Origin of the sequence: Sulfurimonas sp. SWIR-19 (assembly GCF_020410885.1) — a bacterium.
Classification (GTDB): Bacteria; Campylobacterota; Campylobacteria; order Campylobacterales; family Sulfurimonadaceae; genus Sulfurimonas; species Sulfurimonas sediminis.
This window is the reverse complement of record NZ_CP084578.1, coordinates 1,149,431-1,169,184: the sequence shown is the minus strand read 5'-3', so window position 1 is coordinate 1,169,184 and position 19,754 is coordinate 1,149,431. Positions and strand designations below refer to the sequence as shown.

At 36.8% G+C, this 19,754-nt stretch carries 25 protein-coding genes and 1 pseudogene; 9 read left to right on the top strand and 17 right to left on the bottom strand.

The window, feature by feature from the left end; genetic code table 11:
• The first annotated feature begins 73 nt into the window (after window positions 1-73).
• Window positions 74-379: a flagellar basal body rod C-terminal domain-containing protein gene (locus LCX93_RS06040; protein WP_226069345.1), complete on the top strand. Its 306-nt coding sequence runs from the start codon at window positions 74-76 to the stop codon at window positions 377-379.
• Here LCX93_RS06040 and LCX93_RS06035 read toward each other — a convergent pair whose 3' ends face one another.
• On the bottom strand, window positions 380-790 hold the full coding sequence (locus LCX93_RS06035) for an NlpC/P60 family protein (protein WP_226069344.1): 411 nt from the start codon (window positions 788-790) through the stop codon (window positions 380-382).
• 120 nt (window positions 791-910) lie between these two features.
• On the opposite strand from LCX93_RS06035, the pseudogene LCX93_RS06030 reads away from it, so the two are divergent.
• A pseudogene (locus LCX93_RS06030) lies at window positions 911-2,508 on the top strand (IS1634 family transposase).
• A gap of 40 nt (window positions 2,509-2,548) precedes the next feature.
• On the top strand, window positions 2,549-2,719 hold the full coding sequence (locus LCX93_RS06020; RefSeq protein ID WP_226069341.1) for a flagellar basal body rod C-terminal domain-containing protein: 171 nt from the start codon (window positions 2,549-2,551) through the stop codon (window positions 2,717-2,719).
• On the opposite strand, the gene LCX93_RS06015 is transcribed toward LCX93_RS06020, so the two are convergent.
• The 11 genes from LCX93_RS06015 to LCX93_RS05970 form a co-directional block, all read right to left on the bottom strand.
• Window positions 2,720-4,042 (bottom strand): SH3 domain-containing protein, encoded by a 1,323-nt coding sequence (locus LCX93_RS06015; RefSeq protein ID WP_226069340.1) that lies wholly within the window; start codon window positions 4,040-4,042, stop codon window positions 2,720-2,722. It abuts the gene before it with no gap.
• 9 nt (window positions 4,043-4,051) lie between these two features.
• Window positions 4,052-4,711 (bottom strand): LexA family transcriptional regulator, encoded by a 660-nt coding sequence (locus LCX93_RS06010; RefSeq protein WP_193151814.1) that lies wholly within the window; start codon window positions 4,709-4,711, stop codon window positions 4,052-4,054.
• A gap of 221 nt (window positions 4,712-4,932) precedes the next feature.
• Window positions 4,933-5,055 carry a hypothetical protein gene (locus LCX93_RS12585; RefSeq protein ID WP_255613322.1) on the bottom strand — a complete coding sequence of 41 codons (123 nt, stop codon included), beginning with the start codon at window positions 5,053-5,055 and terminating at the stop codon, window positions 4,933-4,935.
• 3 nt (window positions 5,056-5,058) lie between these two features.
• Window positions 5,059-5,529, bottom strand: coding sequence for a tRNA (cytidine(34)-2'-O)-methyltransferase (locus LCX93_RS06005; protein WP_226069339.1), 471 nt, complete (start codon window positions 5,527-5,529; stop codon window positions 5,059-5,061).
• Complete coding sequence (gene purU, locus LCX93_RS06000; protein WP_226069338.1) at window positions 5,529-6,365, bottom strand: formyltetrahydrofolate deformylase; 837 nt, start codon at window positions 6,363-6,365, stop codon at window positions 5,529-5,531. The genes LCX93_RS06005 and purU overlap by 1 nt, the downstream gene beginning before the upstream one ends.
• On the bottom strand, window positions 6,366-6,692 hold the full coding sequence (locus LCX93_RS05995) for a CiaD-like domain-containing protein (protein WP_226069337.1): 327 nt from the start codon (window positions 6,690-6,692) through the stop codon (window positions 6,366-6,368).
• Window positions 6,683-6,931 carry a tetratricopeptide repeat protein gene (locus LCX93_RS05990; RefSeq protein ID WP_151900368.1) on the bottom strand — a complete coding sequence of 83 codons (249 nt, stop codon included), beginning with the start codon at window positions 6,929-6,931 and terminating at the stop codon, window positions 6,683-6,685. The genes LCX93_RS05995 and LCX93_RS05990 overlap by 10 nt, the downstream gene beginning before the upstream one ends.
• A gap of 11 nt (window positions 6,932-6,942) precedes the next feature.
• Window positions 6,943-8,010, bottom strand: a complete 1,068-nt coding sequence (gene leuB, locus LCX93_RS05985; protein ID WP_226069336.1) for a 3-isopropylmalate dehydrogenase — start codon at window positions 8,008-8,010, stop codon at window positions 6,943-6,945.
• A complete protein-coding gene (locus tag LCX93_RS05980) occupies window positions 8,011-8,517 on the bottom strand; it encodes a 3-isopropylmalate dehydratase small subunit (RefSeq protein WP_226069335.1) in 507 nt (168 codons plus the stop codon).
• Window positions 8,518-8,648: 131 nt separating this feature from the next.
• On the bottom strand, window positions 8,649-9,437 hold the full coding sequence (gene flgG / locus LCX93_RS05975; RefSeq protein WP_193151808.1) for a flagellar basal-body rod protein FlgG: 789 nt from the start codon (window positions 9,435-9,437) through the stop codon (window positions 8,649-8,651).
• A 19-nt stretch (window positions 9,438-9,456) separates the two neighbouring features.
• Window positions 9,457-10,278 (bottom strand): flagellar hook-basal body protein, encoded by an 822-nt coding sequence (locus LCX93_RS05970; protein ID WP_226069334.1) that lies wholly within the window; start codon window positions 10,276-10,278, stop codon window positions 9,457-9,459.
• A 139-nt stretch (window positions 10,279-10,417) separates the two neighbouring features.
• Here LCX93_RS05970 and rpoD point away from each other — a divergent pair, with 139 nt between their 5' ends.
• Together rpoD and LCX93_RS05960 are read left to right on the top strand one after the other, a co-directional pair.
• Entirely contained in the window at window positions 10,418-12,259 is a 1,842-nt protein-coding gene (gene rpoD, locus LCX93_RS05965; protein ID WP_226069333.1) for an RNA polymerase sigma factor RpoD, read from the top strand.
• A gap of 8 nt (window positions 12,260-12,267) precedes the next feature.
• The gene (locus LCX93_RS05960) at window positions 12,268-12,954 is read left to right on the top strand and encodes a nitrogen regulation protein NR(II) (RefSeq protein ID WP_226069332.1); all 687 of its coding nucleotides are present in this window, start codon (window positions 12,268-12,270) and stop codon (window positions 12,952-12,954) included.
• 9 nt (window positions 12,955-12,963) lie between these two features.
• Here the strand turns inward: LCX93_RS05960 and LCX93_RS05955 are convergent, their stop codons facing one another.
• Genes LCX93_RS05955 through hemL form a run of 3 tightly spaced genes read right to left on the bottom strand, consistent with a single transcriptional unit; the run spans window position 12,964 to window position 15,092 of the window.
• The gene (locus LCX93_RS05955) at window positions 12,964-13,470 is read right to left on the bottom strand and encodes a hypothetical protein (protein WP_226069331.1); all 507 of its coding nucleotides are present in this window, start codon (window positions 13,468-13,470) and stop codon (window positions 12,964-12,966) included.
• Window positions 13,454-13,762, bottom strand: a complete 309-nt coding sequence (locus tag LCX93_RS05950; RefSeq protein ID WP_502988724.1) for an AtpZ/AtpI family protein — start codon at window positions 13,760-13,762, stop codon at window positions 13,454-13,456. The genes LCX93_RS05955 and LCX93_RS05950 overlap by 17 nt, the downstream gene beginning before the upstream one ends.
• Before the next feature lie 37 nt (window positions 13,763-13,799).
• Window positions 13,800-15,092: a glutamate-1-semialdehyde 2,1-aminomutase gene (gene hemL / locus LCX93_RS05945; protein WP_226069329.1), complete on the bottom strand. Its 1,293-nt coding sequence runs from the start codon at window positions 15,090-15,092 to the stop codon at window positions 13,800-13,802.
• A 112-nt stretch (window positions 15,093-15,204) separates the two neighbouring features.
• Here hemL and LCX93_RS05940 point away from each other — a divergent pair, with 112 nt between their 5' ends.
• Complete coding sequence (locus LCX93_RS05940; RefSeq protein WP_226069328.1) at window positions 15,205-16,089, top strand: energy transducer TonB; 885 nt, start codon at window positions 15,205-15,207, stop codon at window positions 16,087-16,089.
• On the opposite strand, the gene LCX93_RS05935 is transcribed toward LCX93_RS05940, so the two are convergent.
• Both LCX93_RS05935 and LCX93_RS05930 read right to left on the bottom strand, forming a co-directional pair.
• Window positions 16,086-17,012: an HpcH/HpaI aldolase/citrate lyase family protein gene (locus LCX93_RS05935; protein WP_226069327.1), complete on the bottom strand. Its 927-nt coding sequence runs from the start codon at window positions 17,010-17,012 to the stop codon at window positions 16,086-16,088. The genes LCX93_RS05940 and LCX93_RS05935 overlap by 4 nt on opposite strands.
• On the bottom strand, window positions 17,002-17,352 hold the full coding sequence (locus LCX93_RS05930; protein WP_349636705.1) for a c-type cytochrome: 351 nt from the start codon (window positions 17,350-17,352) through the stop codon (window positions 17,002-17,004). The genes LCX93_RS05935 and LCX93_RS05930 overlap by 11 nt, the downstream gene beginning before the upstream one ends.
• Window positions 17,353-17,409: 57 nt before the next feature.
• On the opposite strand from LCX93_RS05930, the gene folD reads away from it, so the two are divergent.
• From folD to LCX93_RS05915, 3 genes are read left to right on the top strand one after another with little or no spacing between them, the layout of a single operon-like run.
• A complete protein-coding gene (gene folD / locus LCX93_RS05925) occupies window positions 17,410-18,267 on the top strand; it encodes a bifunctional methylenetetrahydrofolate dehydrogenase/methenyltetrahydrofolate cyclohydrolase FolD (RefSeq protein WP_226069326.1) in 858 nt (285 codons plus the stop codon).
• Between the two features lie 4 nt (window positions 18,268-18,271).
• Window positions 18,272-19,081, top strand: a complete 810-nt coding sequence (lepB, locus tag LCX93_RS05920) for a signal peptidase I (RefSeq protein WP_226069325.1) — start codon at window positions 18,272-18,274, stop codon at window positions 19,079-19,081.
• The gene (locus LCX93_RS05915) at window positions 19,068-19,745 is read left to right on the top strand and encodes a site-2 protease family protein (protein WP_193151796.1); all 678 of its coding nucleotides are present in this window, start codon (window positions 19,068-19,070) and stop codon (window positions 19,743-19,745) included. The genes lepB and LCX93_RS05915 overlap by 14 nt, the downstream gene beginning before the upstream one ends.
• Window positions 19,746-19,754: the final 9 nt, after the last annotated feature.

The window sequence follows — 19,754 nt, the reverse complement described above, 5'->3', positions numbered from 1 at the left end:
ATGGAACTAAACATTTCACAATTATTATGCATTAAAATTTTATGCTATAATTGTGAAATATAAGGAGGCATTTATGAATATCTCAAATAATATTGCATCCATTCAGGCAAATACGACTTTACTAAATGTCAGTGCAAATAATATTGCAAATGTAAACACAGACGGATTTATTCCAAAAGATACAAGAATTACAAATGATGCAAACTCTGTGCGTGCAACAATCAGACAAGTTGATGACAATGGCTCACCAAGAAGCCAGACAGACCTGGCAAAAGAGATACCCGATCAAATCATTGCACAGGATGCAACTGCTCTCAATGTGACTGCCATAAAAACCAAAGATGAGATGATGGGAACGCTTTTGGATATAAAAACATAATTAACGGGTCACAATATTCATACTTTTGAGATTTTTTAAAAAAGAGGCACTCTCATCAAAGTCAGACAAATTGTTTCCCATTTGAAGAGTGCTAAAAACTGTTTTACCAATGATATATCTTCCCTCAACTCCATGCTTTAGTGTTTTTATTCCCCAGAGATTTTGAAAAATAATTATCTTGTTGTTTTTCATTCCAACATACAAGGCTATATGCCCTTTTCTGTACAACAGAGTTTCAAAAGGGACTCCGTATTGTTGAATCATTTGTATTTTTTTCTCATCAGAGATATTTTCTAAAGATACGACCTTACCTACTCTGCTTTGCTGATAAGAGTTTCTTGGAAGCCAGATACCAAACGGTGCAAAAAAATCTCTCAGCGTTGAAGAACAATCTCTTCCTGACTTTCTCATTTCAATAAAAAATCTAATTTTTTAAAAACACGAATCCCTTATTTTAGGGATTTAAAAGCCATTAAAATCTAAAAAGTGTGTGTCCGGGCTTCATAAATTTGTTACAATTTGCCTATGAGTTTGCATATTCGCCAAAAGAAAAACAGTAGTGGAACTATCAGTATTCAAATCATAGACAGGACTCATCGGCAATATAAGGTAGTAGAGACTATTGCCTGTGTCAAAAATGATGATGAAAAAAGAATCTATCTTGAGATAGCACAAAAACGATTAGAAGAATTAAACAAAGAACTCTATCCAACACTCTTTGACACTATAAAAGATGATGACAAGCAAAATAATTTAGAGTTTATTTCATTGGCAAACAGAGATGTAACACCTATAGGTGATGAACTTATTTATGGCAAAATATTCAAATATTTAGGATGCGATAAAATCGCTTTAGATTTTCAAAAGATGCAGCTTTTTAAATCGCTTGTTATATCAAGAATACTCTATCCTGGCAGTAAGCTCTACCTTATAGATTATCTTGAATATTTTAAAAAAGAAAAGATTGATAAAAACAGAATCTACCGCTTTCTAGATACTATCTACCAAGAGGAGATAAAACAACAAATAGAGCAGTGCGTGTTTGAGCATACCAAAAAAATAATGCAAGGTGCTATCACGGTAACCTTTTATGATGTAACAACATTATACTTCGAGAGTGAGAGCGAAGATGACTTAAGACGCATAGGATTTTCAAAAGAGGGAAAAGTTGCCCGTCCCCAAATACTGCTGGGATTGTTTACAACCTTAGAGGGGCATCCACTGAGCTTTGAGCTATATGAGGGAAATAAATATGAAGGGCATACTCTTGTTGATATACTGCAAAAATTCCAAACAAGATTTCATCTCAAAAACAAACCAATCGTTGTAGCTGACAGAGGAATGCTTACACATGCAAATATAGCTTTTTTAGAAAATAATGGCTACAAATATATCCTTGCCTATAAGATCAAAAATATTGACAATAATCTCAAAGAACGTATTGCAAATTTAACCTTTCTTGATAATGGAACTATTCATACAATAGAGATTGAAAAAGAGATACCCTATAAAGATGAAAATGATAAAAAACAAATACTCCACATCAAACAAAAGCTTATTCTCTCTTACTCTACCAAACGGGCCAAAAAAGATAAAAGAACAAGAGAAAAGCATTAGAAAAAATCAAAGCAAAACTCTCAAAGAAAAATATCACCAAGAGTGACTTAAAACTCTCATACTATGCAAAATATTTGGATATTGATGATAAATGCAATATCAAATACAAACTCAATCCAGACAGAGTAATGCAAGATGAGAGACTTGATGGTATTAAAGGGTTTGCAACAAATGATTTTACACTCTCAGCCAATGATGTTATAGCACACTATCAGAATCAATATGATGTTGAGAAGGCATTTAGAATATCAAAGACAGATTTGCGCATAAGACCTATATATCATAGAATTGAAGAGAGGATAAAGGCGCATGTTCTTATTTCGTTTGTATCGTATGCTGTCTATAAAGAGTTTGAGAGAAGGTTGAAATTAGGCAATGTAAAATTTAATTTTTCTCAAAAACTGCTCCGCGATATTATTAAACATATGTTTGCTCTCAATGTCAAGGGGAAGTTCTATACTTTATCGTTTGATGAGATACAGCAAAAGGTTTATGATGCAATCAACACTTAAAAAATGTGTGTCCATATGAGAAAGTCAGGATGCAAATTCTGTGCGTGCAACAATCAGACAAGTTGATGACAATGGCTCACCAAGAAGCCAGACAGACCTGGCAAAAGAGATACCCGATCAAATCATTGCACAGGATGCAACTGCTCTCAATGTGACTGCCATAAAAACCAAAGATGAGATGATGGGAACGCTTTTGGATATAAAAACATAATTAACGGGTCACAATATTCATACTTTTGAGATTTTTTAAAAAAGAGGCACTCTCATCAAAGTCAGACAAGTTGTTTCCCATTTGAAGAGTGCTAAAAACTGTTTTACCAATGATATATCTTCCCTCAACTCCATGCTTTAGTGTTTTTATTCCCCAGAGATTTTGAAAAATAATTATCTTGTTGTTTTTCATTCCAACATACAAGGCTATATGCCCTTTTCTGTACAACAGAGTTTCAAAAGGGACTCCGTATTGTTGAATCATTTGTATTTTTTTCTCATCAGAGATATTTTCTAAAGATACGACCTTACCTACTCTGCTTTGCTGATAAGAGTTTCTTGGAAGCCAGATACCAAACGGTGCAAAAAAATCTCTCAGCGTTGAAGAACAATCTCTTTGGTTGTATATGCCACCCCATCCGTAGTTTACATGTAAGAGTTCTCCCATTACAAGATTGATGTTTTTTGCATTAAATTCCAGTATTCCCTTATGTCCGATTTTTCTGTTGACTGAGGTGTTTACACAATACGGTTCTTTCAACATGTATTCTGCAATTGTTACAATGTAAAACTCTTTGTCATTTTGGCTGATGAGCGGAAACATTGTTCCCAGAGTGGATTTAAATAAAAAATCTTTTTCCGGTGTGTACAAAGGAGCATTGTCTTGTAAAACAAATACCTGTTGTGCCTTTTGCCACATCTCTGTGCATTTCCTGTCCATATAGACAATGTCTCTTGCGTGTACCCATCCGTAAGCAAAGCTGGATTTGACAAATACCCACTCTCTGTCTTTTGAATAGTGTGAAACAAAAAGCGGCTTATTTGCGGCAACGGTAGAGTTTTGCATGTAGTCAAAAGGAAAGCCCTCGCCTGCTTTATTCGGGTCTCTCAAAACCGGTCTAGTGGTAGGAAAAGCTCTGATACTCACTTTTCTCAGGCTAATTGCCTGTTTGTTTACACTGGAATAGGCTTCAAAATTAGAATTGTTTTTTATTTGTTTAAAAAAATTATCATCAAGCGGCTGTAAATTTTCTCCGTAACTGTTTGTGGCATCAAATAATTTATATGCCCACATCGCATTTTCTAACGGAATATCCATACTGTCAATATTCCACGGCTGAAAATACATTTTAGCAAATTTTTCTAATGACGAAATATAACCCTTGTTTATCGCATGCGTATACTCTGAAACATCCTGAGAAATCCCGCTTAAACCTTTTATATATTCTGTTTTTGACAACTTCTGATGAGAAGCAGTCTGTGAGGTTGTTTGCGAACATCCACTCATCAGGACAAGTACTAAAGATAGATACAGATACTTCAAAAAAATCCTTTAATCTACATCACCAAACCGGCTGACAACCCTGCCAACAACTTCAACCTGATTTGCATCAAGTGTTTGTGTACTATAGACAGAATTGTCAGAGATTATATCAAGTTTTCCGTCAATTCTCTTTTGTACACGTTTTATGAAAAGTCCTGCTTCGGTTCTTATGGTAAAAATACCACCGCGGTTGATATCTGTCTTGCTTCTGTTAATAAATACAATATCATTATAACTAAAAGTAGGTTCCATTGAGTCACCCGAAACATTAATAGCTTCTATATTTTGCAGCTCTTTTTCTCCACCGAGCATAAATACAAACTGCTCAGGAATTTCAAGCTCTTCTACCTCTTCACACTCTATGTCACTTCCTCCTCCTGCACTGGCATTGATATCGGAAAAGTATTTGACCATATAAAATTTATTTGTTGCTTCAACCAAACTTTCAGGAGACTGTCCATACAAAAGCCAGTTTATAGAGATACTTCTTTTCGCACAAAAATCCAGTAATTCGTTAAATGGAATTTTGTTACGTTTTTTCATTGTTGCAAAATTCATCTGTGAAATACCCAATACCGCAGCCACATCTTTGTCAAAAACTTTTTTCGGAGCAACTTCGTCAGAGATAATGCTTTTAATCTCTTCCACTATATCTAAAAAACTATTCATTTTGAACCCTTTTTATATTGATTTGCAATAGTATAGTCTAAAAATTGAAGAATGTCAAAAAATATTTGTCAATTTGCAATATTATTTATATTTTTTTTGAATTGTTGTAATATTACTACATATTTATATAAAGGATGAAAAATGTCATTACTTATAAAAAATGCAGAAAGTTTGTTTGAAAAGTTTGAAAATCATTTAGAAAAATGGGCAGAAAAATTATTTTAGGATTTGAGATCTTTGTCTTTTTCACGTTCTTGCGATTTTGTTTTGTGATAGCCGGCAAATATAAAAACCATAAATAAGACAAAAAAGAGTGTCATAACTGTATCAACCAGACTGTTCATTGTTTACTCCTCGCTAAAAGTAGAATAATTTTGACGGATTGCATCATAAAGAATTATTCCCGTACTGATAGCAAGATTAAGACTGCGCCCGTCTTTTGTCATAGGAATAGTTATATTTTGCGCTTTATATTTCTTTAAAAGATCTTCTGGTATTCCTTTTGTTTCGCTACCAAAAAAGATATAATCACCTTCTTTGAATTTGGCATCAAAATAGGGTTTGTCCGTTTTTGTTGTAGCAAAATAGGCATTATCAGCTATATCGTTACATGTAAAGAATTCATCAAGACTTTCCCATACTTTCAAATCAAGTTTATCCCAATAATCAAGACCTGCCCGACGAACAGCTTTTTCATCGATATCAAAACCTATAGGTTTAATTAGGTGCAGCGAAGCTCCTGCATTGACGCAGAGTCTGCCTATCGCTCCGGTATTGTTTGGTATTTGCGGATGTACCAGTACTATGTTAAATGCCATTAAAAGATTACCGTTCTGTTTGCATAGGTAAAAATTCTGTCTTCAAGAGCCAGTTTCAATGCTTTGGAAAGTACTACTTTTTCAACATCTCTGCCGGCACGCTGCATATCTTTCCAGCTGTAGGCATGTGTTACATGGATTGTTTCCTGGGCGATAATAGGTCCTTCATCAAGATTGTTGTTTACAAAGTGTGCTGTCGCTCCAATGATTTTCACCCCTCTGTCATAGGCTTGTTTATAAGGATTTGCACCTATGAATGCCGGTAAAAACGAATGGTGTATATTTATAATTTTATTTTCGAATGTTTCAACAAATCTTGGTGTCAGGATTCGCATATATTTTGCCAGAACTATAAAATCAACCTCTTTGTAGCTTTGAACAGCCTCAATAACTTTACTTTCATGCGCCTGACGCTCCAACCCCTGATGAGAAATCGTGATATAAGGAATATCAAACTTTTTTACAAATGATTCCAAATTATCATAATTGGAAATAACCGCTACAATATTCGCTTCAAGTTCACCCGCTTCATGACGGATCAGAATATCGCCGAGTGCATGAATCTCTTTTGTTGCCATTATTATGATGTTTTTTTTCTCAGGTTTTACGATTTTTATGCCGGAGTGCTCAGGCAATACTTCGCGTAAAGCTTTAAACAGTTCTGTATTGTCAACATTCCCCTCAACTACACTGCGCATAAAAAACTTGTTGCTTTCCCTGTCAACAAACTCACTGTTGGACAGAATATTCAGATCATAACTGTAAAATATACTTGAAACTTTATGTACAAGTCCTTTTTCATCATTTGCATCTATTAAAACTCTATATTGACTCATCTACAGATTTCCCTTTTCCAACTTTTCTACACGGGCGTCTATTGTTGCCAAAGTATATTCTAAAAAGTTAAGTGTCATGTCTACTTTGGCTTCAATATTTGCATTGTTTGGCGCTTGAAAACCTTCAAAAAGGACTAAAAGTCGCTCTCTTATGGAGTTCAAATAAATTAATTCACTCTCCATGGATGTATGTGCATCATCTTTTTGCGGCAGGCGCTCTTCGGTTTCTTCAGTAAAAGTTTCCTGTTGCACTTCTTTTACACTCTCTTGCGGCAGTTCATCTTCCATTTCAGCCAGTGTTGACAATATGACATCTTTTAGTTCCATGCTTTTAATAACCACCTTTCAAACTCTTTGAACTCAACTTCGGAATCCATCTTTAAAAAATACTCTTTCATTTGAACATTTACATGTAAAAACTTTTTTCTCATACCGGAGAGTCTTCGTATAGCAATTTTGGCATCACTGTTATTTGGGTCTTTTTTCAAGACTTCCTTATAAATTTCCAATGCCTCTTCTTTTAAACCTTGCAGTTCATAAATATTTGCCAAAGTCAGAGTCTGCATATGAAATCAGCCTACTTTTCTATGTAGTTTGCAATAATTGAGCCCATTTCACTTGTTGAGCAGACTTCTTTTGCATCAAACTGAGCCAAGTCACCTGTTCTGTAGCCTTCGCTTAATGTTTTTTTGATGGCATTGTCAATCTTGTTGGCAGCCTCTTCTTCATTGAGTGCATATCGAAGCATCATGGATGCAGAAGAAATAGTTGCTATAGGATTTGCAATCCCCTGTCCTGCAATATCAGGTGCCGAACCGTGAATAGGTTCATATACACCGATTTTAGCACCGATGGAAGCGGATGGCAGCAGTCCGATAGAACCCGAGAGCATACTTGCCTCATCACTTAATATGTCACCAAAAATATTTCCTGTAAGCATGACATCAAACTGTTTTGGATCACGGATAAGCTGCATAGCGGCATTATCCACATACATGTGAGAAAGTTCTACTTCCGGATACTCTTTTGCTACTTCTTCAACGGTTTCTCTCCACAGTTGAGACACATCCAAAACATTTGCTTTGTCGATGGAACATACACGCTTGGAGCGAGTCATTGCAATTTTAAATGCCTGATGGGCAATACGCACGATTTCATCACGTGTATAGACCATAGTGTTCCAGCCTTTGGTTGCATCGCGTCCTTTTGGCTCACCAAAATAGATACCGCCGATAAGTTCGCGAACCACCATTAAGTCAACACCGCGGACGACTTCCGGCTTTAATGAAGAAGCATTGACAAGTTCATCATATACAACTGCCGGACGCAAATTGGCATATACTCCAAGTTCTTTTCTAAAACGGAGCAGACCGCTTTCTGGGCGTTTTTCGCGAGGAAGATTATCCCACTTTTCACCGCCGATAGCACCAAAAAGAACAGCATCGGAATTCAATGCTCCAGAAATTGTCTCTTGAGGAAGCGGATCACCTGTAATATCATACGCGCATCCGCCCATTAACAAATCTTCATATTTCAGAATAAATCCACTGTATGATGCAACTGCATCCAAAACTTTTACAGCCTCGTCAATAATTTCAGGACCAATTCCATCACCTTTTATCAGTGCTATTTTGTATGATTTCATCTATTTTTTTCCTTCTAGTTCATTTTTTGCAAAGTTCATTAAACCGCCTGCGTCTATCAGCTCCTGCATAAAGCCAGGGATCGGAGTAAATTTATATGTTTTATCTGTACTTTGGTTTGTGATTGTGCCTGCATTCATATCAATACTGATTGCATCACCCTCTTGAATCTCATCTGCTTCTTTGAGTTCAAATATAGGCAGTCCCATATTAAATGCATTTCTGTAAAAGATTCTGGCAAATGTAGGTGCAATGATGGCAGCAACACCGGCGGCTTTTAAGGCAATCGGTGCATGTTCACGAGAGCTTCCGCATCCAAAATTTTCGCCTGCGACGATAACATCTCCGGGAGACATTTTATTGATAAACTCAGGATCAGCATCTTCCATTACATGTTTTGCGAGTTCTTCGGGTACTGAAGTATTTAAATATCTTGCAGCAATAATCAAATCGGTATCTATATCTTTTCCAAATTTCCAAACTTTTCCATTTATGTTTGCTTTTTGCATCTAAAATCCTATTGTTAACTAATTATAATTTTGCGATTATATCTAAAATGTTATATGAAGTTAATTAAAAAATAATTTTACAAAAGAACTGCATTAATATTAACAAATATCAATGCAGTTACACAGGTCTGTTATCGTTTAAGATTGTTTGTAGTTTGAAGCATTTCATCACTGGTGGTAATGATTTTTGAGTTTGCATCATAGGCACGTTGCCCGGTAATCAAATCTGTCAGTTCAACTACCAGTTCAACATTACTGAGTTCCACAAACCCCTGTCTCAGTGTCCCTAGTCCATCAACACCGGGAATCCCTTCAACCGGTTGTCCCGAACTGTCTGTTTCAAGATAGAGGTTATCACCCATGGCATGCAAACCGGCCGGATTTATAAAATTTGTTGTTTGAATCTGTCCTATCTGCGTTGCCTGTGTCTGTCCAGGCTGAATTACTGTCACTGTTCCGTCGGTACCGATGTTAATATTTGTCGCATCAGGCGGAATAACAATCTGTGGTACCAATGTGTATCCGTCACTGTTGACAATCGTTCCGTTTTGATCTATTTTGAAAGAGCCGTTTTTAGAATAAACCTGTGTCCCGTCAGGCAGTTCCATTTTAAAAAAGCCTCTGCCTGTAATAGCCAAATCCAGATTATTATCTGTCTGCTTTAAAGATCCTTCGGAGAATATTTTATTTATTGCCGTAGGACGGACACCTAAACCAACCTCAATTCCGGTAGGACTTTTGGTTGTATCACTGGTTGAAGTTCCCGCATATTCCATCACATGATACATCAAGTCAGCAAATTCTGCACGGGATTTCTTAAATCCTATAGTATTCACATTGGCAATATTATTGGCCGTCGTATCAATTTGTGTCTGCATCCCCAACATTCCTGTTGAGGCAGTATAGAGTGATTGCATCATAGTAGTATTATTCCTTTATTTAAGCTTTTTTCGCAAGTTTTTCTATTGCGTCTCTGTTCATATCATTCATTTGCGCATCCATTACCTTTTGATACATTCCTACGAGTCTGTTCGTTTCAATAAGCTGTGTCATCATTTTTACTGCATTTACATTGCTTTTTTCCACAAAACCCTGTCTGACTGCACCACTTTGTTCAATACTTGTTAAAGAGTCTGTATCTGGGAGTTTATAAAGATTGTCACCCTCTTTGATAAGATCTTTGATATTTTCAGGCTGGGCAATGAATAATTTTTTATTTTCCACCAGAGAGAGACTGTTTGGAACATTGGTAAAAATCTGTCCGTTTTTGTCTACTTCTATAACACTGTCCATTGTCGCAAAACTGATTCCCTCTTTTGACTTTTGATAATCACTTGGAAGCACCTCATACCCCTGTTTGGTAACGAGCTTTCCTTCATCATTCAGGGTAAAAGCGCCATCACGGGTAAGGCGTATGCCCTCGGGTGTTTTTACTGCAAAAAACAATCCCTCTCGAGAAAGTGCAAAATCCAAAGAATTTGAACTTTTTTGCATATTTCCAACAGAATAGTCGGTATAAGAGTCTACTATCTGTGGTGCCCGTGTCATTGTTCTGTTTAAAAAAGCTGCACTCTCTTTGGAGTTGTCACTGTTTGGAAGCTCATCTCTAGCCTCTTTATACAGTCGCATAAAATCACCGACAATAAGCTGATCTTCTTTAAAACCGTTTGTATTCACATTTGCCAAATTATTTGCAATGGTATCAAGTCTGTTAAACTGCGTTACCATCCCGGCAGCAGAACTGTAATAGCCTGTTTGCATTTATTGCCCCTGTATTAGTTTACATGTAATAAGCAATGTCCGTTCCAACAAAATTTTATTCAGAAAAAAGCATCTGTTAAGAATATTTCGGTATAATCCACCTTTTAAAAACCTTAACTCAATTGGAGCACCCTCCCATATGACAGCAAAAGAACTCAACAAAGCTTTAGAGACCTTTTTTGAAGAGCACAAGTCCAAAGATTGTGTCACTTATGAATCTTTAATCGAATTTTTTGACAAACAGCCTACAGCTGCTCAGGCAAAAAATATTTATAAACTTCTCCAAAAACACAAAAAATGCATTTATACATCCAGCGAACATGCTAAAAAATTAAATGATCAAGAAGCAGAGGCACGCAGAAGCGCCCAGCGAAAAATGCTCGAAGACAATGAAACAGACAAATTTGATATTTTAAAAGAGCATGAACTTCTTGAATGGTCCCGCTCAGATTCTCCTGTTCGTATGTATCTTCGTGAAATGGGACAAATTCCACTTCTGACAAAAGAAGAAGAGATTGAAATTTCTAAAAAAATAGAAGCCGGAGAAAGCATCATTATAGATGCCATATGTTCTGTTCCCTATTTGATAGATTTCATTCTGGACTACAAAGAACCTCTTATCAACCGGGAAAGACGTGTCAAAGAACTCTTTAAAAGTTTTGAAGATGAAAAAGATGACGGAGATGATGATACAGAGGATGACTCGGCAGAAAAAACACTCTCTGTCAAAGACAAAAGCAGAGTTGAAAAAGTATCTACAAGTTTCAAAGCTTTGGAAAAAGCGAAAAAAGACTGGGTAAAAGCCACAGAAAAAGCACCTGAAAATCTTGACGGAGAGCTTACAGAAGAAATTGTACACTACTACTTGACTGTAACATACAAAAAATCTGTACTCAAAGAGAAACTTCTTGACCTCGGACCTACTTCAAAACTTATAAACGAATTGGTAAAAGCGATGGAAACAACACTCAAAAGTGATGAAGGGTATGATAAAGAACTCAAACGCCTAGAGTACAAACTGCCTCTTTTTAATGCCACATTAAAAGCAAATCATAAAATTTTAGTGGAAAAGATTCAGGATCTGACGAAAGAAGATATTGCCAATATGGTTCCTGAAGCGACAATGGTTTCAACCTATATGGAAATTAAAAAGCTGGTACAGACAAAAGAGGCTTCCAAAAACAGCTTTGATATGGAACCGGAAAAACTTGCTGATATTTTAGAGCAGATCAAACGCGGTAAAAATATCTCGGAAATTTCCAAAACAAAAATGGCAAAATCAAACCTGCGCCTTGTCGTTTCCATTGCCAAGCGCTATACCAACCGCGGTTTGCCTTTCCTTGATCTTATCCAGGAAGGAAATATCGGTCTTATGAAAGCAGTTGACAAATTTGAATATCAAAAAGGATACAAATTTTCAACCTACGCAACATGGTGGATTCGTCAGGCAATTTCGCGTGCTATTGCCGACCAGGCCAGAACAATCCGTATTCCTATTCATATGATTGAAACGATCAACCGTATCAATAAAATTATGCGTAAACACCTGCAGGAAAACGGAAAAGAGCCGGATGTTGATACAATCGCACAGGAAGTCGGTCTGTCGGTTGAAAAAGTCAAAAATGTCATTAAAATCACCAAAGAGCCTATCTCTCTTGAAGCTCCTATCGGCAGCGAAGACGACGGTCGTTTTGGAGACTTTATAGAAGACAAAACATCTCTTTCTCCTTCTGATGCAATACTCAAAGATGATTTGAGAATTCAGATTGAACAGGTTCTTGAACAGTTAAACGAAAGAGAAAAAGCCGTTATCAAACTCCGTTTCGGAATCATGGATGATGAGAGTGACAGAACACTTGAAGAGATTGGAAAAGAACTCAGTGTAACCCGTGAACGTGTTCGTCAAATTGAATCAAGTGCAATAAAGAAATTGAAACATCCTAAAGTTGGACGAAAACTAAAAAACTATATTGAAGAATAATGATGAATATGACATTGGAACAAAAATGGATAGAAAACGATTATAATCCATTTATTTTATTTCGTTCCAATGGAAAAATAATTTCTCTCAATACAGAAGCTCAGTTTCTACTGGGTTCTGTCCAGCCCAGTGAACTTTTCAACCTTGCCCAAACCTATGCCAACATAACTTTTGGCTTCAAAACAACCTTTTTGGAACTGGAATACGGCAGATATAAATTTTTTGCCATCACAGTCGGCTATGAAGATGAAGAGTGTATAGGTATCAAACTCTACCAGGCACCAACCTATAAAATAAATACAAAAAAACCTGACGGTGAACTCACAAATATATTTACAATTACAGATTTGTGTATTGCTTCAAATTCCATCAGTTCGGAAATAAATTTTATTAAAAACTATGACCCTACTATTCCTGATGTTGTTGTCAATGCAAACAATTTAATCAAATTGTTAAATTTTATATACAGAGCATCCCAAAAAAGCAGAGTCATTGAAACAAAAATTTCCTATATTGTTGGAGAATATATTAAGTTTCATGATAAAAAATATGGTCTTTTTTCTATCTCAGTTATAGCGGACAATATTGACAAAGAAATGTTGCCAGACATCAAAATGCTCGCTGACAAATATGATTTTTATGTAGAAATTACTAAAAAATCAATATCCATACATCTTCCAATCATAACACATTAATCTTTGCCCTTAAGCTAAAACTTCTTTAGAGACCAAAGCACCGGTTACAATCCCGATCAAAAGAGACGGAAGATAATATGCCAACTCCAGTACTTCATTGTTCTTCAAAGCTATAAATCCTAATATAAGCAGTATATAGGGTATAATTCGTACGATGGAAACACTTCCTCTGAAGCCGTGTTTTGCATTTTTTAGACTTAAAGTCTTTATTTTTGCTTTTTCTTCTTTGACAATCTGTTTTAAATCAAGTTCTTCTGCCGGAGTATTATTTATACTCTCCTCTTCGTAAAGTCCATGCGGATCATCTATTGTGTCAAGCAGATCCCGATCTTCTTCATATTCTTTAGTATCAACCTTATTCTGCACCATTTTTCTGTAAGAAAAAGAGGAACCGAGTATAATCAAAAAAGCACTCAAGAATGCAATTTCGATATTGAGAAATATTTTTTGGGAATAAAAATATGTGATAAAAATCAGAATCTGTACCACAAAAAAAATACTAATAGTTTTTTTCACCGTAATCCTCATCCTCATCATCTTCAAGTTGTTTTTTTATCGCATATCTGTCTTCTTTTGCCAGTTTTTCAAACTCTTTGTATTGTTTTGAGTATGCTTTATAGATATTTAATATTGCTGCTGCAACTCCAATGAAAACACCTACCCAAAAAAGCCACTCGATATCTGTCCATCTTTTTAACAGCCAGCCAATACCGACACCCAACAGTACCGCCACCACCATGGATATACCCAAAGAGAGACTGTCTGCCGCCTCTACAATAGGCTTTATTCTTGGTTTGCGCTGCCCCATCTCTCTAGCTTCGCTCTTCACCTTATCTTGCATGTCATCAGACATTTGTAATTTCCTTAAAGACTGCATCACTCGCCTCTACAGTCTTTTCTATCATTTCATCTGTAATTGCCGTGGAAATAAACCCTGTTTCATATAAAGAACAGGCAAAGTAATGTCCACGCTCAAGCATGCCAGTATGAAACTTTGCAAAAAGTTCTGCATCACTCTTTGCTGCATCACTAAAGTTTTTTACAGGTTTGTCATTAAAGAAAAAACCGAACATTGAACCTCTGGTATCTATCTGCATAGGTATATTGTACTTTGCAGCGGCACTTTGCATTCCCTCTACCAGTCTTGTGGCTCTTTCGTTTAAAACATCAATCACTCTTGCATTGTTTTTGAGTTTCATCAGAGCAGTATGCCCTGCTGCCATTGCCACAGGATTGCCGCTGAGAGTCCCTGCCTGATATACAGGACCTTCAGGTGAGAGCATTGCCATTATCTCTGCGCGTGCACCAAAGGCACCGACCGGCATACCCCCGCCTATCACCTTTCCGAGTGTGACGATGTCAGGTTTTACCCCTGTTATCGACTCGGCACCGTGAACACTTGCGCGAAATCCGCTCATCACTTCATCAAACAAAAGCAGGGTACCGTGTTCGTCACAAAGCTTTCTGAGTGCATGCAAAAACTCTTTGTCAGCAGGGACAAGTCCCATATTGCCTGCAATTGGTTCTATAATCACACAGGCAATATTGTCGGAGTCCGCAAAACATTTTTTGACACTCTCTATATTGTTATATTCAGCCAAAAGCGTGTGTTTTGTAAAGTCAGCCGGAACACCGGGGCTTGAGGGATTTCCAAAAGTCGCCGCACCGCTTCCCGCTTCGACCAAAAGAGCATCACTGTGTCCGTGATAGCATCCTGTAAACTTCACAATATCATCACGTCCTGTAAAGCCGCGTGCCAGACGGATAGCACTCATCACAGCTTCTGTTCCACTGCTTACAAAACGTACTTTGTCAATGGAGTCAAAAAAGCCGACAACAAGCTTTGCAAGTTCTGTCTCTGCCAATGTCGGTGCGCCAAAGCTCAAACCATGTTTTACCGCATCAATAACAGCAGCTTCTATAGCTTCATCACGATGTCCAAAAAGTAAAGGTCCCCAACTTTGGACATAATCAATATACTCATTCCCGTCTACATCTTTAAGGTAGGCGCCTGTACCCTCAGTGATAAACAGAGGTGTTGTCCCCACACTCTTAAATGCTCTTACCGGTGAATCAACCCCACCCGGGATTAAACGCTGTGCCTCTTCAAATGCTCTTTGTGATGCCTCTGTATTCATTTGCAACCTTGTATCTCTATTTTTTTATAATTATATCTAAGTATTGCTAAACGACAGCAACACTATTAATATTGATTTGATATAATCTCATAAATTAAATAATGGATTATTTTTGAACAGATCTTCTTTTGCCTTTTTCGTTGCTTTACTGATACATCTGCTTCTGTTTTTGCTTTTATGGATACTGTGGACTTTTACACCGGATACAGAAAAAAAAGCAGTTTTCAAAGAAAAAAGAATTAAAATATCCCTCAAAGAGATGCCGAAGAAGCATAAAAAATCAGGAATAACAAAACAAAAGCCAAAACCTGCAGCTATTGTTCCGCCAATGCCAAAAGGTTCCCAGCTTAAAAAAATAGTAAAACAAAAAACTGTAAAATATGAACCAAAGAAAACACCGAGAAAACCAAAATTAAACAAGCCGAAAAAAACAAAAAAAATCATCAAAAAAACAGTGAAACAGCCAAAGATCAAACCCCTTCCGACAAAAAAATCCTATATTCCTTTAGAAAAAAAAGCCCAACCAAAAAAAATAAAAAAGCCAAAGGAAAAGCCAAAAAAACTCTCTTGGCTTTATGAAGACAAATCTGCCCAGGAAACAAAAAGTGTCAAGAAAAAAGCCACACACAACAACAGTAATATTTCTCAAAATATTAAAAAACTCTACGGGGATGAATTTGGCAAACTTACACCCGGACAACAGCAGTATATTTTAGATAACCAGGAGATTATGCGCAGAATTACCCAACAGGTCCTTAATCGTGTTGCAAGAGTCAATATCCCACGGGGTTTACATGTAAACAGAAGCAATGTAATAGAATTCTATTTGCATCCAAACGGAGATATGACAGGTTTTCGCTTTATTTCCAAGAGTGGCTACTATATTCTTGATGATACAACGAAAGAGACTATAGAGTATGCCTACAGCAGGTATCCAAGACCAAAAGAGACAACGCTGATACGATACAATGTATTTTATAATCTGGCAGGATACTAGTCTTTTTGTGCGGCCAACAGTTTCAGGGCACCTTTGTATATCGGTTCGTCAATAAACCCATACTCTTCATCTACAAAACCGGTAATACCCTCATCACGATGCATCTCAAAAAGTTTCACAATGATTTTTGCCCTTTTTAGCTCTTCTTCTGTATCTACAAATATTTTATGTACAAGTTTCACCTGTCCCGGTGAGATACAGGCTTTTGCATCATATCCCATCTCTTTTTCAAGCAGTAACCATTGTTCAAAAGTTTTTAAATCTTCAAACTCCTGAAACACAAAAGAAACAGGTTTTACTTTCATCGCTTTAGCACTAATCAAAAAATGTGCAAGCATATACTTCATCGTTGGGTTATCTAGATTAATAAGACTTTGGGGCAGTCCCATATCTGCAAAGAGATCTAAAATACCAAGATAAAATGTATTGACACGTTTATTTATTGCCAAAGAATTGAGGTTATGCCAGGACTCGGCTGTTTCTATTGAAAGATGCAAGTCTATTTCCTCATGCAAAAGAGCCAGTACATTTTTTACTTCTTCTTTGTTTTTAATTTTTGGTACACGGACAGCATCGGGCATAAACTGATTAAGATAGGCGACTTCATCATAACCACCCTCATCCAAAGCATTCACACGAACAACCAGTTTCTTGTCACTCTTTTTAAGTTGAGAGAGAAAAACAGCTGCCAAAGCGAGAGCAAAAGGTTTGTCCTCTTTGCTGACACCATCTTCCAGATTCAACATAATGCACTCTGCATCAAGGCTTTGTATTTTAGAAAGATGTTTAATATTATGACAAGAGAGCATCAATACTGATTTAAAACTGTTTTTTTTGTTGATGTGGCGAAATGTTGGCACAGCCAAAGCATCAAGTGCAGCCAGGTCTCTGTTTTCGTATGCTTCTTTGATTTTATTTAACATCTTTTTTCTTTTTATCGTTTTTGTGCAGATACAGATACAGGGCCTGAATTTCTTCTGTCGTTAAGAAATATCTCGGCATACCTCTTTTCCTTTGGTTCAGAACTTTATAAAAGCTATTGAATTCAATGTTGTTAATTCTTGGACCGACAAAACTTTTTTTCTTTTTTTTATGCACATAGTTAGCTATGACTTTCCCCTCCCCGTTCTCTCCGTGACAATTTTGACAGCCTATGCCTCTTGGGTTTTTATAAAGTTGTGAAGCATATTCCATCGGTGTTATAAAAGTACTTGAAGCGTATACAAACAGGGGAATCATTAAAAAAAAGATATGTTTCATCATTAGCCTAATATTATTTTAAAAGGGTATAATATCAAAAAATTTATTTAAGAGGTTTAAATGCAGATTCTTGATGGGAAAGCACTTGCAAAAAAAATTGAAAACAATGTGGCGGATGAAGTTGCCAAATTAAAAGTACAAACAGACAGAACTCCGGGACTTGCCGTAATACTTGTAGGACAGGATCCTGCAAGCCAGGCATATGTCAGCATGAAGAAAAAAGCCTGTGACAGGGTCGGTTTTTACTCAGTCAGCCATGAAATGCCCGAAGACATTTCTCAAGATGCGATAGAAAATACCATCAAAATGATGAATCAAAACCCAAATATTGACGGAATACTGGTGCAGCTTCCACTGCCTCCGCAAATTGATACAACAAAGATTCTTGAACTTGTTGATCCTGCAAAAGATGTTGACGGTTTTCATCCCTACAATGTAGGACGCCTTGTCACAAACCTGGACGGTTTTGTTCCCTGCACACCACTGGGTGTCATGGAGCTTTTAAAAGAGTATAACATTGATGTAAAAGGAAAGAACTGTTGTGTTGTCGGTGCTTCGAATATTGTCGGAAAACCTATGGCTGCTCTTTTGCTCAACGCAGATGCCACTGTTGAGGTGTGTCACATCTTTACAGATGACTTAAAAAAACATACATTAAATGCAGATATTATTCTTGTCGGTGTCGGTGTTATTAATCTCATCAAAGAAGATATGGTCAAAGAAGGTGCTATCATAATAGACATTGGAATTAACAGAGCGGACAACGGCAAACTTGTCGGTGATGTGGATTTTAAAAATGTCAGTCAAAAATGTTCCTATATTACTCCTGTTCCCGGTGGTGTCGGACCGATGACTATTGCAATGCTTTTGAGCAATACACTCAAAGCCGCAAAACTCAATGCACAGCAAAAAGATTGATTCGATGAAAAAAATCTTACATAAAGCATATAAATGGTCAAACTCCTGGACAGGGACCATTGTCATTGTTCTTTTTACTATTTTTTTTGTTGCCCAGGCTTTTCGTATACCAAGCGGCAGCATGAAAGACTCCCTTTTGATCGGAGACCACCTTTTTGCCAAAAAATTTGCGTACGGTATTCCTATGCCCTATATTCCGTTTTTGGAAATTCCCATCATTCCATGGAGCAAAGAGCTGAAAATTGTCGATGGAGACACCCCAAAGCACGGTGATATCGTCATTTTCAGATACCCTGGGAACATTAAACAGCATTTTGTAAAACGCTGTGTTGCTCTTCCAGGAGACGAATTGTTTGTTGCTGACAAAAACCTGTTTCTTCATTTTAAAGAAGGTGACGAATGGATTAAAAAGAATTATAAAGATTATGAAATAGCAATTTTTGACGGAAAACTGTGGGTAAAAAATCCTTATATGAAAAAACATCCCGGTATTCATCATGATCCGAAAATCGTAAATAACGGGCGTTTTCCGATACAGATTTTTTATGTAAACCCGCTCAAAGTCGAAAAAGACCATTATTTTATGATGGGTGACAATCGTGACCACTCCAATGACAGCCGTTTTTGGGGAAGTGTTCCTTATGAAAATATTGAAGGAACACCTTGGTTTATCTATTTTTCAATTGACAAAGATTATAAAATTCGATGGGACAGAATAGGAAAAACACCTGCCGATTTGGAAAAACCGGAGCACTTAAAAAAAGCAATACAAGAAAGAGAAAAAGAAGACAAAGAATATTATGGACTCACTTGATTTATTAAAAATAGCAGCTGCCGTTTTAGCACTTGCTGTTGCAATTATCGGACACGAAATTATGCATGGCTGGGTTGCTTACATGTACGGTGACATGACAGCCAAAAATGCAGGACGTTTAACAATAAACCCAATTTCGCATATAGATTTGGTCGGAACTATCATAGTGCCTGCTACTATGTACTTTTTACCGATGCTGTTGGGCTCAGACGGCGGTATTTTGTTCGGCTGGGCAAAACCTGTTCCAATCAATACCTTTACAGTCATAAGCAGAGGTGGATATAATGCCGCCATGCAGGTGGATTTAGCAGGTATTGTCTATAATTTTACTATGGGTGCAGTTGCAGCAATCACTCTGACTGCTATGAGTACACCGACAACTGCTGACTCTCTGTTTTATATATTTTTCTATATATTTATATACCAACTGCTTATCATCAATATAGTTTTAGGCGTATTTAATCTGCTTCCGATTCCCCAGTTTGACGGTGGGCATTTTTTAATGCATCTTGCGTTAAAATATAAAATAAATTCTATTGCAGAGTTTTATTACAAATATGACAGATACGGGATTATTATTGTACTCATTATTTTAATGACCCCCTTAAATCAATATGTACTTTTTATGCCGGTGCAGGCAATTATACATTTGTTACTATCTTAGAGGAGGAAA